The 15,195-nt window shown below is 49.5% G+C and carries 11 protein-coding genes and 1 other RNA gene; 3 read left to right on the top strand and 9 right to left on the bottom strand.

From position 1 onward, the window contains the following. Positions 1-66: 66 nt before the first annotated feature. Both BUB38_RS05540 and tnpA read left to right on the top strand, forming a co-directional pair. A complete protein-coding gene (locus tag BUB38_RS05540) occupies positions 67-3,213 on the top strand; it encodes a GH116 family glycosyl hydrolase (protein WP_073158463.1) in 3,147 nt (1,048 codons plus the stop codon). Between the two features lie 194 nt (positions 3,214-3,407). Then, positions 3,408-3,845, top strand: a complete 438-nt coding sequence (gene tnpA / locus BUB38_RS05535; RefSeq protein WP_073158230.1) for an IS200/IS605 family transposase — start codon at positions 3,408-3,410, stop codon at positions 3,843-3,845. Between the two features lie 187 nt (positions 3,846-4,032). Here tnpA and BUB38_RS05530 read toward each other — a convergent pair whose 3' ends face one another. Genes BUB38_RS05530 through BUB38_RS05520 form a run of 3 tightly spaced genes read right to left on the bottom strand, consistent with a single transcriptional unit; the run spans position 4,033 to position 7,055 of the window. Next, the gene (locus BUB38_RS05530; protein WP_073158227.1) at positions 4,033-4,824 is read right to left on the bottom strand and encodes an SIMPL domain-containing protein; all 792 of its coding nucleotides are present in this window, start codon (positions 4,822-4,824) and stop codon (positions 4,033-4,035) included. A gap of 58 nt (positions 4,825-4,882) precedes the next feature. Then, positions 4,883-5,473, bottom strand: a complete 591-nt coding sequence (locus BUB38_RS05525) for a hypothetical protein (protein WP_139258270.1) — start codon at positions 5,471-5,473, stop codon at positions 4,883-4,885. Positions 5,474-5,507: 34 nt separating this feature from the next. Next, positions 5,508-7,055 carry a glucuronyl esterase domain-containing protein gene (locus BUB38_RS05520; protein WP_139258269.1) on the bottom strand — a complete coding sequence of 516 codons (1,548 nt, stop codon included), beginning with the start codon at positions 7,053-7,055 and terminating at the stop codon, positions 5,508-5,510. A 161-nt stretch (positions 7,056-7,216) separates the two neighbouring features. On the opposite strand from BUB38_RS05520, the gene BUB38_RS05515 reads away from it, so the two are divergent. Next, positions 7,217-8,101 (top strand): phosphoribosylaminoimidazolesuccinocarboxamide synthase, encoded by an 885-nt coding sequence (locus tag BUB38_RS05515; protein ID WP_073158461.1) that lies wholly within the window; start codon positions 7,217-7,219, stop codon positions 8,099-8,101. A 480-nt stretch (positions 8,102-8,581) separates the two neighbouring features. On the opposite strand, the gene BUB38_RS05510 is transcribed toward BUB38_RS05515, so the two are convergent. The 6 genes from BUB38_RS05510 to BUB38_RS05485 all read right to left on the bottom strand — a co-directional run bounded on the left by BUB38_RS05510 (position 8,582) and on the right by BUB38_RS05485 (position 15,057). Beyond that, positions 8,582-9,391, bottom strand: a complete 810-nt coding sequence (locus BUB38_RS05510) for a hypothetical protein (RefSeq protein WP_073158219.1) — start codon at positions 9,389-9,391, stop codon at positions 8,582-8,584. 254 nt (positions 9,392-9,645) lie between these two features. Beyond that, positions 9,646-10,005: a transfer-messenger RNA gene (gene ssrA, locus BUB38_RS05505) on the bottom strand. Positions 10,006-10,180: 175 nt separating this feature from the next. After that, a complete protein-coding gene (locus tag BUB38_RS05500; RefSeq protein ID WP_073158216.1) occupies positions 10,181-11,242 on the bottom strand; it encodes an SDR family oxidoreductase in 1,062 nt (353 codons plus the stop codon). Between the two features lie 105 nt (positions 11,243-11,347). Next, on the bottom strand, positions 11,348-12,523 hold the full coding sequence (locus BUB38_RS05495) for an iron-containing alcohol dehydrogenase (protein WP_073158214.1): 1,176 nt from the start codon (positions 12,521-12,523) through the stop codon (positions 11,348-11,350). Between the two features lie 97 nt (positions 12,524-12,620). After that, positions 12,621-13,790, bottom strand: coding sequence for a histidine phosphatase family protein (locus BUB38_RS05490; protein WP_139258268.1), 1,170 nt, complete (start codon positions 13,788-13,790; stop codon positions 12,621-12,623). 385 nt (positions 13,791-14,175) lie between these two features. Then, on the bottom strand, positions 14,176-15,057 hold the full coding sequence (locus BUB38_RS05485) for a YicC/YloC family endoribonuclease (RefSeq protein WP_073158209.1): 882 nt from the start codon (positions 15,055-15,057) through the stop codon (positions 14,176-14,178). Between the last annotated feature and the right edge of the window lie 138 nt (positions 15,058-15,195).

Genomic DNA, 15,195 nt, shown 5'->3' with positions numbered 1-15,195 from the left:
TGCGGTTTTAAAAATGCTATTTTTATTTTCGAAAAAATTTTAACCCTCCATTCAATGGAAATCTATATGAGCACTAAAGAATACCTTGCCGGCGCCAAGATGGCCGGTTCCGTCCAGAAGCTTATGACCCCGGGTCTCGCCGTGGAATTCATCCAGCCCTGGTATACCCCGCTTTCTACCACTCCGTCTACCACCGGTATCGCAGTGGGCGGCATTGGTTCCACCTTTACTGCAACTCCCGCAGGCACCACTCCCGTAATGAACGTGATGCCGGGTGTTCAGGTTCGCACCGAAAAGGCTTCCGACCTCCGCTTCAACAACTTCTTCTTCCGTGAAGCAGTCATCAGCGACAAGGCCGCTCTGGCCATCCACAACTTTGCAGCATTCACCACCTACCTGGGCAAGTTCGCCCTGGTTGACGCCAAGGGTGCAGCCCTCTTCACCGCAGCCGACCTGGCCGACCAGAAGAAGGCAGAATCCAAGCTGAACAAGATTCTTTCTGACAAGGAATTCCTGAACAACAACTCCGCCGCTTTCGAACGCTGGCACATCCAATGGAGCGACCGCACCGCTGCAATTCTTTCCAAGAAGGGCGCAAAGGTTGAAGAAGTAAACCGTGCCGTTGTCATTGATTTCTTCGATGGCGTTGTTGGCGAAAAGATCGCTCGTCAGGGCGCATTGACTGCCGCATGGGCAGACGATACCACTTTCCTGGGTCAGGAAGGTTACGATGCATCCAAGATGCAGTACACCGCACTCTACCCCGTTAGCGAAACCAAGTACGAAGGCAAGGGCGTCCAGATTACCAAGACCCAGTCTAGCTACGTGACTCCGGGTGATGAACGCCTCTCCAGCCTGCCGGTTAGCGCAACCGTGTTCACTCTGGAAAACACCACCAAGGAAACTCGTGAAGTGACTTTGGTCCAGGTGCAGGACAGCCTCTGCGGCTACTATGCCCGTAAGGATCGTCAGGGTGTTCAGGACTCCAGCTTCGTCCTGGTTCCCATGGCCAAGAATCCCAAGGCAGTTCAGTTCGACAAGGAAGTTGCCGATGGTCGCCAGGTTCGCGGTATCGAATTCTACAACGAAGAACAACAGCCCGCTAGCGATTTCAACGGCTGCATGGGCATCTCTGTGGCATGGAACAAGAAGGACAACCTGAACGTTTCCGTGAAGCCCATGTTCTATCAGGACGACGCAGCCGCTACCGTTAAGGCAGCACTCCAGAGCGGTCGTCTCTCCAACACTTTCGTGAAGAACGTCTACAGCGGTCGTGAAACTATCGCAGGCGCCATCGCCGTGACCGTCGTTCTCAAGCCCAAGCAGAAGGTTTCCTTCCAGTTCAACACCGTTCTGGACTTCCCCGAAATCAAGCTTGTAAAGCTCACCAGCCAGAAGAAGTACACCGCCTTCTACCCCGAAGCATTCGGCCGCGTAGGCGCTATCCTGGAAGAAGCCCTGGCAGCAGACAAGACTTTCGACGCACGTCTCAAGGCATTCGAAGCTCTGGTTCCCAAGGCCAAGGTCGCTAAGATCTACAAGGAAGCCAAGAAGCAGGTTGAATTCAAGAGCCTCGCCATCAACACCCTCAGCTTCCTGGCCGAAGCCACCGTTTGGGACAAGGACGACCGCTTCCTGGTTCGTGAATGTGCTGACTATCCGTTCTTCAACTCTCTGGACGTTTACTTCTACGGCAGCTTCAGCCTGCTGGCTCTCATGCCCCGCCTGGACGGTGTTGTGATGAAGCGTTTCGGTGACGCCATTCTCGCTGTTAACGAAAACCGCCGTCGTCATCACGAATACGTGAACCTGCCCTTCGCCGATCTTCCGGATCCGAAGCTGGAAGGCCCCCGCGCTGTTCGCGGCGCCGTGATTCATGACCTGGGTAGCCCCTTCGATGCAGAACCGGATGCCTACGACTGGCACAACGTGAAGGAATGGAAGGATCTGGCTCCCAAGTACGTTTTGATGGTACTCCGTCACTTCCACAAGACTCAGGACATGCAGTGCCTGGCCGACTGTAAGGAAGCTGTCTACGCCGCCATGGAATATCTTGAAAAGATGGTGAATGAAGGCGAAAACTTCCCGCTGACTCACGGTACCGACGATACCTTCGACAACCTCAGCTCTCATGGTATTTCCGTTTACTGCGGTTCTCTCTGGATTGCTGGCCTCCGTGCTGCAGCAAAGATTGCAGAACTCCTGGGCGACAAGGAACAGGCTGCCAAGTGGAACGAAAAGTCCATCGCCGCCAACAAGGAATTCGACGAAGCCCTGTGGGACGAAAACGAAGGTTACTACCACTTCTTCGTTACCCCCATGGAACTGAAGGACATCAATACCGAAAAGTATGCAGAACTTCGTGAAGCTGTCAAGGAATCCATTGAACTGCCCGAATGCCCCAAGGCTGGCGTTGCAGCAATCAATGCCTGGCTGAATTCTGGCGAAATTCCGTCTGACGTCGAACTTTCCAAGTCCGAACTCCGCGGCCTCAAGAAGGCATGGCTCACCGCTCAGTGCAAGGAAGCCTTCAACGCCTCTTGGGAAAAGAAGGTTGCTAACGATTGCGACGACGTTTTTGTTGACACCCTCCTGGCAGACACCTACCTGCGCATGCTGGACCTGAAGCCCATCTGCGATGCAAACAAGGCCAAGAAGAACCTCCTGAAGGTCTTCAACACCAACTACAAGGCAAACAGCCCGCTGATCGGTGCCGCAAACCTTGTTCACAAGGATGGCAGCCCGCTGGATGAATTCAACTTCCAGGCTCACGACGTTTGGATCGGTATTCAGTACAGCGTCATGACCGCTTGCATGATGCACGGCCTTGTGAAGGAAGCCGCTGACCTTGGCGATTCCATGACCCGTAACCTCTACGACGAAGCAAAGGTTCCCTTTGCAGCACCGGAAGGCTTTAACGGTTCTTGCCGCCTCCACGCTGCCGCCCTGGTCGCAAACTTCGGTTTGTCTCAGGCCGCTGCAGACAAGATGCACAAGGCTCTCCTCGCTAAGGGCGCTCTCCTCGCCGACTCTCGCATCAGCCCCAAGCTCCCCCGCAACGTGGCCGCCTTCACCAAGGCTTACGGCGCCATCGCCAAGGATGCAAAGGTTGACGCAGAAAAGCTGTTCACCCTCATGCACAGCACCGCTCTGAAGTACACCGCCGGTAAGTACTTCCGTCCGGGCATGGTTTTCGCTCTGCTGTACAAGTAAGAGTAAGCCCATTTTTCCTAAAGGAAATTCAAGAAGCGTCTGGTTTCAGGCGCTTCTTTTTTGTATAAAGAAAACTACCGGCTAGGCCGGTAGTTCCGTAAAAGCCTTCTGGCGGTCATGAGAAAAAAAAATCCTTTGATTAATATTGAAATGCGGTCTGCCAACTGCATAACAATAAAATCAAAGGATATAAAATGAATGATAGAAATAAATCGACAGCTCATACCACATGGAACTGTAAGTATCACACCGTGTTCGCTCCCAAGTTCAGAAGGAAGATTCTCTACAATCAGAAACGAGAGATCGTCGGAAAAATCCTTAGAAAATTGTGCAAATGGAAAGATGTTGAGATAATTGAGGCCGAAGTCTGTCCGGACCACGTCCACATGCTGGTTGCCATACCGCCGAAACTCTCTGTTGCGAGTTTTATGGGATATTTGAAAGGAAAGAGCAGTCTTGAATTGCTTGACATCATCCCGGAACTGAAGAATAAGTACCGAAACAGGGTCTTTTGGTGCCGTGGTTACTACGTTGATACGGCTGGTAAAAACGCAGATCGTATCAAGGCGTATATTCAGCAACAGTTGGAGGACGACAAGCTGGGCGAGCAACAGTCAATGTTTGGCGGTTAGTGCCCGTTTACGGGCGGCCTAGTAAGGACCCTTGCAGGTGGCAGTTTACCGTGCGTGCCCTTGCACGCCGCTAGTATCGTAGGGCTACGCCCGTATATGAAGAACCGCCGGCGGGTCACTTTTTTGCGTTATAAAAAAACTCCCCCGCAAACGCAGAGGAGTTAAAAAAGACATGAGCCGAAATAAGCTACTGCTTGATTTCTACCACCAACCTGATTTCTGCGGAAAGCGTTACGGAATCAGCAATGGCGTTCATGTCGGCGGAACGGTTTAAGCGGGCGCCCTTCATCATGGGACCGTTAGACAAAAGCATCACATCGCCGGCATCATGCATAACCACACCATCACTATAGCCGGTACCGACATTGATGATCTTGCCCAGCTTGGCACCAACGCTGCCTGCATACATAGCAGCCTTTTCCATGGCCTTCTTGCCGGCGGCATCGACGATGGACTTCTGCAGAGAATCCGTATTCTTCAGCGTGGCGATGGTACGGCCCACATCAATATCAAACTCGATAGACAAGGCTTCCACCAGGTTAGCAGCGTTCTGCTTATCGTCTACGGTAATGGAAAAATTCTGAGTGCCGTTATATTGAACAAACTTGCGAACGCCTTCGCGATAGGACCATTCCTTACGGAGTTCAACGCTGTTCTGCTGAACGTCACTCTCGGGAATTTCCAGTTCTTTCGCAATGGCAAAAATCTTATTGCGACGTTCCCCCATCTGCTGAGAAAGAACGCTCTTGTCTCTGTTGGCCATCTGAATGGAGGCGTAAACCACAAACTGATTCGCCTGGAATTTCTTGAATTCCGTGGCATTCACTTCGATGGACGGCGTTACCATCTGAGTGTTGACAGGAGCATTTCCCGGCACCGCAACAGGGACTGTATTATCGGCAGCACTCTTCTGGTTCACAAGAATGAAACACAGGACAGCCAAGGCCACAATAACCAGATATGAAAATTTTTGAGACATGAATCACCCAACCTTTTTTAATTAAAAATATGACGTTCCCAATTTGCAGAAAAAAATATTATTTCAAGGCGCACCCGCCAGCGATCATCACCAGATCCATCTGCATTTTTTCGGGATTTTCGAAAGCGGACTTCACCAGGGATTTTACAGTATACTTTTTGGTAATTTCCTTGTAGGTACATTCACAGACGCTGCGGGCGGCCTCACCACTTTCGGCGACGCACTGGTTCACGAAAGCCTTTCCCATTTCGGCTGTAAACTTCTCCGGCAAGCAGGGTTCAATTACATCAAAGCCCCACTTGTCAAAGCCATCGTCGTTGTCGGTTGTGGCCAAGGCATACAGCAGCTTATCATTTTTAATGAGTCCGTCGTAAGCGCAACTACAAGATTTGGCCGCCTGATCGGCACCCAGCAAGGTTGCCGATTCTGCGGTACATTGTTCGGTAAAGGAGTTCTTGAACATTTCGTTATTCAAGAGCATACGGATCATGGCCATATCCTCTTCGGTAATTTCAAAAGCGGGCATGGTCGCCGCAGGAGTGGGCGCAGACGCCTTGGGGTCAATAGGAGCGGCTTTCGTCGGAGCCTTCTGACCAAAAACTAGAGAAACAGACAATAGGGAAAAAAATGCTACTTGTACAAACTTCATGGAATACAATATACAAATTGCATCCACATCCAAGCTAATTCAAGTCTGGAGTTTCCCAGTCGATCCACTCGGACTTATTCCACTTGATCAACTCAGAATTCTTGGTGTAGTCGATCTTACCGGTCTTGATACCTTCCTTACCAACCAGGAACTTGTTGATGAAGTCCTTGACTTCGTCAAACTGTCCATTAGGCAGTGCACAGTGAGCGTGGCCGCCTTCCTGACTATAGGTATAGTTGTCGCTTGCGCCAAGAGCGTCGTACACTTCCTTGGAAGCCTGGCCACAATAGTTGGAGGGAACTTCGCCAAGCCATTCCTGGCCGGCATTGTCAATGATCAGCAAGGGACGAGGAGCCACCATAGCCACAAGCATGTGCTGGTCGAAGGGCAGAGTGTTTTCGCGACCGTCGTAGTTCTTGAAGGTGGTCTTCATCCAGTTGCCTTCGGAACCGGCACTGTTCAGGCCCTGAACAAACTGCTTACCCTTCTGCTTATTGACCTGTGCGCCAACGCGCCAGAGGGAGGCGCCACCGGAACCGGATTCCTGGGGAATGGTGAGGGCGATACGGGTATCGAAGGCGCCAACGGCCAAAGCCCCCTTACCCCAGCGAGAACAACCGGTAATACCAAGACGCTTGACATCGATACCGGCTTCCGGATATTTTTCAAGAGCGTCAATCAAGCGGCTAACGCCCCATGCCCAGGCCATGATGGTACCGGCGCTGGCATTGGATCCGTAAATGTCGTAGAACTTGCCGCTTCCACGATTACTTTCGGGAGCCACGTTATCGGGGTTAAAAATAATCTGGGCAATATCAAGTCCATCGAGTGATTCTCCCAGACTTCCACAGGTATTGCCCATAAAGCCACCGCCAAAGCCAATCATGGCGGGCTTCGGATTATCCTTGGTACCGGCATTATCGATGACCACAGCAAAGGAAGCTGTATTTCCCTTGTCGGTTACGGTCACGTAAAATGTGCTTCCTGCAAGTTTACCTTCCACCTTTTCGGGGTTACGAGGCTTGTCACCGTACATAATCTTTTCGTACATAGCGCCGATTTCTTCGCGGCGGCAGGTCCATTCGGCCTTGGAGGAAATTCGTGTGCCAGCCAAAGTCTTAAACGGGTCAGGCAATTTAGCGTTTTTCAGGGAAGTGGGAATTTCACCAATGGTGCATTCACTACGGAAGTCTTCCTTGAATGCCGGGGTGTGTTCCACAGCGGGAGTGCTGGAACTAGACGATTCCTTGACCTCGGCAGAGCTAGAAGACTGTTCTTCTGCGGAACTTTTAGCATTTTCAGTTTCGCTTACAGAAGATTCTATTTCCTTTGCAGAACTTTTGGGAGATTCTTCCTTTGCGCTGGAGGAAGATTTCTTCTGCTGATTACCAACAGAGGAACTTGATGAATTTTTTGCAACGTCGGAACTAGCAGGTTTTTCGTCAGATGATTCGCTGGAAACGATGGTTTCTTCGCCATTTTCAGCCCCGGTGGAGGAGCTACCGTCATCAGAACAGGCGTTTAAACCTAGCAGGCCCAAAAAAGCCAGAGTAGACACAGCCAATATACTTTTCTTGTTCATACAAAAACCTTACGGTAGTACTTGATGGCCCAAAATTAGTTTTTTCCGTAATCTTGTCAAACAACATCCATGGTTTGTCTTAAGACATTTCAATTTTAAGGAGCAACTTAAGATTTTAATCACTAAACAAAAACCGGCCGTTTTACTAAATTATGGCTACTATGAGCTTAAAATTCGAAACCCCGATTACTGAAGTCCCGCTGTTCCACCAGGGTAAGGTACGTGATATGTACGACCTGGGCGACAGCTTCCTGATGGTTGCTAGCGACCGTCTTTCCGCCTTTGACGTGGTTCTCCCCACCCCCATTCCGGGTAAGGGCAAGATCCTGAACCAGCTCTCTCTGTTCTGGTTCAAGCAGCTTGGCATGAAGAATCACCTGATCACTGCAAACGTGGACGAATATCCGGAAGTGCTGAAGAAGCACGCCGACTACCTCCGCGGTCGCTCCATGATCGTGAAGAAGGCTCACCGTCATTCCGTGGAATGCATCGTCCGCGGTTACATCGTGGGTTCCGGCTGGAAGGATTATCAGAAGACTGGTCGCATTTGCGGTCATGTGCTCCCCTCCAACCTGCAGCTCTGCGACAAGCTTGAAAACGCTCTCTACACCCCCAGCACCAAGCCGGATGTAGGCCACGACGAAAACATCAGCTTCGAACAGACCTTCGACATCGTCGGCGAAAAGGTTGCAACCGATCTGAAGAACATGTCTCTCGACATCTACACCAAGGCTCGCGACTACGCCGCATCCAAGGGCATCATCCTGGCAGACACCAAGTTCGAATTTGGCGAAATCGACGGCGAAACCGTTCTTATCGACGAAGTTCTGACTCCGGACTCCAGCCGCTACTGGCCCGCAGACAAATACCAGGTCGGCAAGAACCAGGAAAGCTTCGACAAGCAGTACATCCGTGACTGGCTGGAAACTCTGGACTGGGGCAAGTGCTATCCGGGTCCCGAAATTCCGGCAGACGTTGTGAAGAACACTCTCGACAAGTACATCGAAATTTTTGTTAGACTCACAGGAAAACAGCCCGAACTCTAACAAAAATCTGTCCTGTTGAAAAATCAACAGGACGATCCCGGATCAAGTCCGGGATGACACGTACGTCTCACTGGCAAGCAGCCGGAACTGTAATTCCAGAAGTCAGGCCGAATCCAATCGGCATTGACTTATGAAAAAGATCTGTCACGACAGGTCTTTTTCTTTTTTGACGGGGACACGGATTAAACCTTGGGCCAACGATAATTTTACTAACCAAATTGAGTTTTTTGCACATTTGGTAGGTAGTATCCCAAACGCCTACTTACCAAACACTCCCTCCCCATAGATTTGGTTAGTAGTATTTTAGTTTATTCATAAAGGTTTTTATATCCAGTCAGGGAAAGATACTAACCAAAATTGATTTCCATTCTTTTTGGTTAGTAGTTTTATTTTCACCGGCACTCAGCACACTCCAAAAAAACGGATTTTTACTAATCAAACCAGGCTATTTCGCCAACTTAGTTAGTAAAAGCCCCTTTTTCAAAGTAAAAAGCGCTTGATTAACCGTTCCGCATAAGCCGGAGTCATTGGATGGTTTAAATTTTCCACCGAAATAATCAAGTTTCGCCCCACATCAAACCCTTTGGAACTAAGTTTGACAACCTTGGAAACAAATCCCTGCACATAATCAGGTTTGTCCATCAAGCCGAAATGTTCCCACAAAAATTCCTCGCGGGTTCGCATATTCAAGCAAGTAAAATCAGGATACCAGCAAGATTCCGCCCCCATATTTAGCGGACATTCGTAGCGAAACGGAACTCCAAGACGATTCAAAGTCTCTGCAATAATCGCTTCGGACTTTGACCGAACCCGAATTCCCGAAGAAGTCACCTGTTCAGCCGAATCTTCCAAAAAAGCCTTCCCCTCATAAGGGACCGAAAGCCAACGCTCTGCAAAAGCATCCTCTTGCAACACAGCCGGTTCCACAAGCGACATCCTATCATGGCCCATCGATGAATAGATTTTTTCCAAAGTCGATGGATGATACCGTTTCCGAACAAGTTCAAGGACCTTGATTTCATCCAAAATCTCCTTCAACATTTGCTCATCATAGCGTTTCTGCGCAAGAGACCTCACCTGAGCAAGTTTCTCCTTTGAGATGTACTCGCCTTCCGATTTTTTATTTGATTTCACCCAAAAATATTGAACAGCTCCATTGCTTTTCCCAAGACGAAGCCTTCCCGCGGGGGCCCTCTTTAACTTTTTACGAAGACGTTCCGCATACAAATTCAATTCCGCCAAACGTTTTTCAACAGCCGGCAAAACACAATCAACAGAGAGTTGACTCATGAGTAAATTCCTTTTCCCCTAAAAAACTGTTAAAACATATAATAACAGTGAAATCAACGAGAATCCAGGAATACCATTCCTTACGTCGGGCTTCACATTCCAGCAGCAATATACACATCTAAAAAAAGATGTCAAGAGAGAACCCCATAACCGATTCATTATGCAACCGGCAAGCAGCCCGAGCTGTAATCTGCAAATCACCTAGCGCCGTTTGTATATGAAAAAGACCTCGCTTTTTAAAGCGAGGCCTTTTTTAGTGGAGGTGAGGGGAGTCGAACCCCTGTCCAAGATTTCATCCCTGTCCATTCCTACAAGCTTTCCCTTCGCATTTGAGATCTCGTCTAATCCACGCCCAAGAAGGTCGGCGCGAACTTTGACCAGCCTAGTAAATCTCGGGAACTGCACCCAGGCATTACAGTCCCCCATCCCATATTGCGTCCGGACGTACTACCCAATGGGAGTGAGTCGAGGCCCGGCGTAGCCGCTAATTAGGCTGCGAGTGCGTAGTTTTCTTCAGCACTTATTTTTTTTCAGACTTTTTTACGGGTGCCCTCGTCTGAGACCCCGGCTTGCAACTAACACTTCAGTAACCCTGTCGAAACCAGAGCACCCCCAGGTGAGTGTCGCGAAAATGAACTTGTTCATTTTCATGACCGAGCCGCAGGTGCTACTGTCCAAAGGACAGAAAGCACCCCCGTTGGGGGACCCAGAGAGTTGAAAACCTCCTCTCAAGGTATCTCAAATATAGTAAAATATTCGCTTAAACGGGCATGCCAACCCTTGGCGCGGCTAGGACTTGCTTTGCAATATGCTTTTCTTCGTCCGTTCCACGGCCTCAATTACCTTGTCGCACCATTCGCCGAATTCCGGGTCCTCTTCCTGCAATTCCGGATGGGTCAGTACATTCTCGATGGTCTTGCGGATTCCCTGATCAAAGCGTGTGGTGGCGCAGAAACCAGGCACAGCCTTCTTCAGTTTGGAATTGTCGAAAATCACGGAATTGGCCTTGTCACCAAGGAGGCTTCCCGTAAAGTCATAGCCAAACGGGTCCCCCACAGCGGCCAGGAACTCAGATGCCACATGGACCGCCTTCAGTTCTACGCCCAGCACATTGGCAATGCTCTGGTACACCTGATTCCAAGTGACGGTTTCATCGCTGGTAATCTGGAAGCTTTCGCCGATGGCGTGAATGTTTCCCATCAGTCCCACGAAGCCCTTGGCGAAATCGCTGTTGTGGGTCATGGTCCAGAGGCTGGTTCCGTCTCCGTGAATAATTACAGGTTTACCTTCAAGTATGCGCTTGGCCACCTGCCAGCTTCCCTTCTTGCCGTGAACGCCCAGAGGAATCTTGCGTTCGTCGTAGGTATGGCTGGGGCGCACGATGGTAATGGGGAAACCTTCTTCGCGGTACATTTTCATCAGGTACACCTCCCCCGCAATCTTGTTACGGGAGTATTCCCAGTAAGGGTTAGCCAAAGGAGTTCCCTCGTTAATGCGGTAGTCAGAAAGAGGCTTCTGGTAGGCACTGGCGGAACTGATGTACATGAACTGCTTGGTCTTGTTCTTGAACAATCGGTAGTCACGTTCCAGGGCGCTGTAATGGAAGGCAATAAAATCGCAAACCACATCGAACTGCAAGTCCGCAATTTTAGAAGCCACTTCAGCTTCATCGTAAATGTCAGCGGTAATCTGCTTTATTGCGGGGGTTCCGTCCGCCAACACAGCCATAGGCAAATCCGCGGCGTTTCTATTTCCGCGATTCAGCAAATAGATTTCCCATCCCAGTTCCACAGCAAGGCGTGTAATGGCCATGCTGATGGTTCCTGTTCCACCGATAAATAATGCGCGCATAATATGAGTTTGTTAAAGTTCAGGTGAGAGGTCGCTCCCCTTACAGGGGAGCTTTGGGGTATGAGGTATCTATGGAGAAAATTTGCCTCATACCTCACAGCTAAATTAAACTGTTGCCTTGGCGGCAATCTGATAAACCTTAGTCACGTCGTCGGCATTCAGCGGCTTAAAGCCCCAGCCATTACCCGGATTCAGCTTACGCACCATTTCGGGAATGTCTTCTTCCTTGGCGCCAAGTTCAGCAAAGTTGATGGGCATGCCGATGCTCTTGAGGAAACTGCGGAATGCGCGAATACCTGCGCGAGCCGTTTCTTCGGGCTTTTCGAAATTCATGGCGCAGCCGAATACGCGAGTAGCCATCTGGCAGAAACGCATCACATTGTGGTCCATGACGTATTCCATCCAGGAGGGCATAATGACAGCAAGACCTGCACCGTGGGCGCAGTCATACATGCCAGAAAGTTCATGTTCGATGGCGTGGCTGTTCCAGTCCTGACCGCGGCCAACACCGACGATATTGTTATGAGCCACCATGCCTGCCCACATGATGTTGGCGCGGGCTTCGTAGTTGTTTGGGTCAGCAATAACGCGGGGAGTTTCCTTCACCATGGTCATGAGAACCGCTTCGCAAAGACGGTCGGTAACTTCCACTTCGGTAGTGTTGGTGAAGTAACGTTCAAAAACGTGAGCCATGATATCGGTTGCACCGCAGGCAGTCTGATAGGCCGGCAATGTGCAAGTGAGAGCCGGGTTCAGCACAGAAAAACGGGGACGGATGCAATCGCCACCGGCACCGCGCTTCAGCATGCCATCTTCCTTGGTTATGACGGAGTCGCCGGAACCTTCGGAACCTGCAGCGGCAATGGTCAGCACTGTACCCACCGGCAAGGCAACAGCCGGAGCGGCCTTTCCGCAATAGAAATCCCAGAAGTCCCCTTCGTAGGGAACGCCCATGGCAATAGCCTTGGCGCTATCGATAGAAGATCCGCCACCTACAGCGAGAATAAAGTCAATTCCTTCCTTGCGGCAAATTTCAATGCCTTCGTAGACCTTGGTATCCAGCGGATTAGGGTGAACTCCACCCAGTTCTACGAAAGGAACGCCTGCGGCATCGAGGCTTGCCTTAACGCGGTCAATCAATCCGGAACGAACGGCAGAACCGCCACCGAAATGAAGCAAGACCTTGGAACCGCCATGCTTTTTTACCAATGCACCGCATTCATTTTCGCGGTCGCGGCCAAATACAAATTCCGTAGGACTATAAAAGTTGAAATTTTCCATTAGGACCCGATCCCTGTTAAAGTTTTTATAAAAAATACCCTTTTCTTTAAAGAAAAGGGCAATTTCATCAAGTAATTTTGTTCACAAAAGAAACCAGCTATTCCATGGTCCCCTTGCTCCTGCCGCAAACGGGAATAATGCGGACCTCATTCTTGTCGTTGACTATAAAGGCGACACCAGCCAGGTAATTAATCCACTGCTTATTGCTTTGGGTTTCATAAAAACGCAAATTCAGCTGTCGATCTGTAGCCCATGCCACCAGAGGAACCACCAGCAGGTCATGGGAAATGGCCACGTTCAGCTTGCTCATGCTATCGTAATCCCCGGCCAGCAAGTTCTGCAGTTCCACCATCTTTTCGTTGAGATCGTAGAACACGCCCGTGTAGCCCCCGGAATAGGCCCAGCGAGAGAAGACAATCCAACTGCTGACATCGCCTTTCTTCTGCACATACAGTTCCTCATCCTTGATCAGCCAGGAATCCTTCAATTCAGCCAAGGTGTCGTTTTCGAAGGAAGACAAGCCCATCCCCTCAGCAATGTAGGCACAAGTTTCATAGGAACGTTTGATCTCGGTATTATAGAAATGGACGTCCGTAAAGTTCTTCAGTTTTTGACCAAATTCTCGAGACTGATTCATGCCGTTATCGTTCAGACCACCCGACGCAGAATAGTCGTTGCCTCGTTCGGCGTGGCGCAAGATCAAGGTTGCCTTTTCATTATCCTTCAGGCTTTCAAGAACGTCCTCGACGCGAACAAAATACGCCATGGGAGCCTGAGCCTTTACATAAAGTGTATCCTTCTGGACAACAGTGTCAATGGAATAGATGGTATCCTTGCTAAAAATGGAATCCAGAACCACCAAGGTATCCAGCTGATAAAGGGTATCCACATGGAAAACGGAATCCAGCCGAACCAAGGTGTCGTAAACCACCAATGTGTCGGATGCAACCACCAGAGTATCGTTATTGACAAGGGTATCCTTTACAACAAGAGTGTCCTTAACGACTAAGGTATCATTTACAACTAAAGTATCTTTTACAACCAAAGTGTCCTTGACGACCAACGTATCTTTCAAGGTTTCGCCAGGCATTTCCTTGACAACAAGGGTGTCCCTGATGACCAAGGTGTCCACTCGAGAAACGGGAATGGTTTCGGGATCCACCGTTTCAACAACTTCTGTTGTATCAAGGCAGGCGGAAAAAAGCATTGCGGCCAGAGAGAACGCACCGGCGGTCAACGCAGAACGAATCGTGGGGATGTATTTCACAGAATCCTCATGAATTTGATGGTGCTTAAAACCAAAACACGGATAAAATTTAATTCTTATTACTAAAAAATTACAGAGTTGAATCCAAATAAAAAAATAAAGTGTGTAAAAAGCAGTAAGTACCGCAAACAAAAAAGGGTTGGACACCTTACGGTATCCAACCCAGGGGGGTTAGGAGGAGCTCTTTAATGCAATCATTTAGCAAAAAATCTTTTGAACTTAGTCTAAAAACGTCAAACGACGCAACTTGTTCCTTCTTCGTTCTTAAATATAGAACAGGAATTCAATTTTGGGGAAGATAACCCGCAAATTTCCCATAATTTATAGTAAAAAAAACTTCAGGATCACTCCTGAAGCTCTATTTTGCTCAAAAAAAATGTTCTGCTTAGGCGATATTGAGAGACTGTTCGCGGATGCATTCCACTTCGTTCTTCAGTTCAATAGCGAGAGCGGCAATTTCAGCATCCTGGCACTTGGTCCCCAAAGTGTTTGCTTCGCGGCCCATTTCCTGAAGGATAAAGCCAAGGTTCTTTCCCTGGGCGCCACCTTCCTTGAGGGCGTTCAGGAACAACTTGTTATGACTCTTGAAGCGGGTGATTTCTTCCTTGATGTCCAACTTGTCTGCCATGATGCAGGCTTCCTGCAGCAGACGGACTTCGTCGATTTCGGAATCCTTCAGAAGCACGTTGATGCGGTCGCGGAACTTGACCTTCCAGTTTTCGATGCGCTTGGGATCCAGCACTTCAACCTTTTCGAGAACGGCATTCAGATGGTCCACGCGGTTTGTCAAGTCGGCTGCCAGGTTAGCACCTTCCTTGGCACGCATTTCGTTCACCTTGTCCAGGGCCTTGTTCAGTTCGTCGGCCAAGTGTTTTTCAAGAGCTTCGGTATCGGCACCGCTGTCGGTAAACTGCAGAACTTCAGGCAGGGCCATGATGTTTTCCAGTTTGATATCACCGGCAATTCCAAATTTGGTCTGCATTGCCTTTGTGATTTCCACAAACTTCGCAATGGCCTGTTCGTTGTAGGAAACGGGAACATTACCGCCAGAGCCTGCACCAAGAGTAACGCTAAAGATCACAGAACCGCGAACCAGCTTTTCCTTGATCTGATTCTTGAAGGAATTTTCAAGATAAGCCAGGTTCTTGGGAAGCTTGCAGCTGATGTCCAAAAAACGGTTATTCACGCTACGAACTTCAATCACACAAGGTGCGCCCTGGAACATGGACTCACTCTTGCCAAAACCAGTCATCGATAAAATAGCCATAATTAGTACCGAGCTCGTGCTTCGCACTTTCAGGAAAGAGGTCGCTCGCACAGCTCGCTTTGAGGTTAAACAATTGACGCTTACGCGTTTTTATAATTTTGCGCCTACGGCGCCATTCTCCAGCTCAGAACTCACGCC

It is taken from the genome of Fibrobacter sp. UWH5, assembly GCF_900142505.1.
In the GTDB taxonomy this organism is placed as follows: domain Bacteria; phylum Fibrobacterota; class Fibrobacteria; order Fibrobacterales; family Fibrobacteraceae; genus Fibrobacter.
The sequence above is the reverse complement of the archived record's forward strand: the minus strand, read 5'-3'. Positions and strand labels throughout refer to the sequence as shown.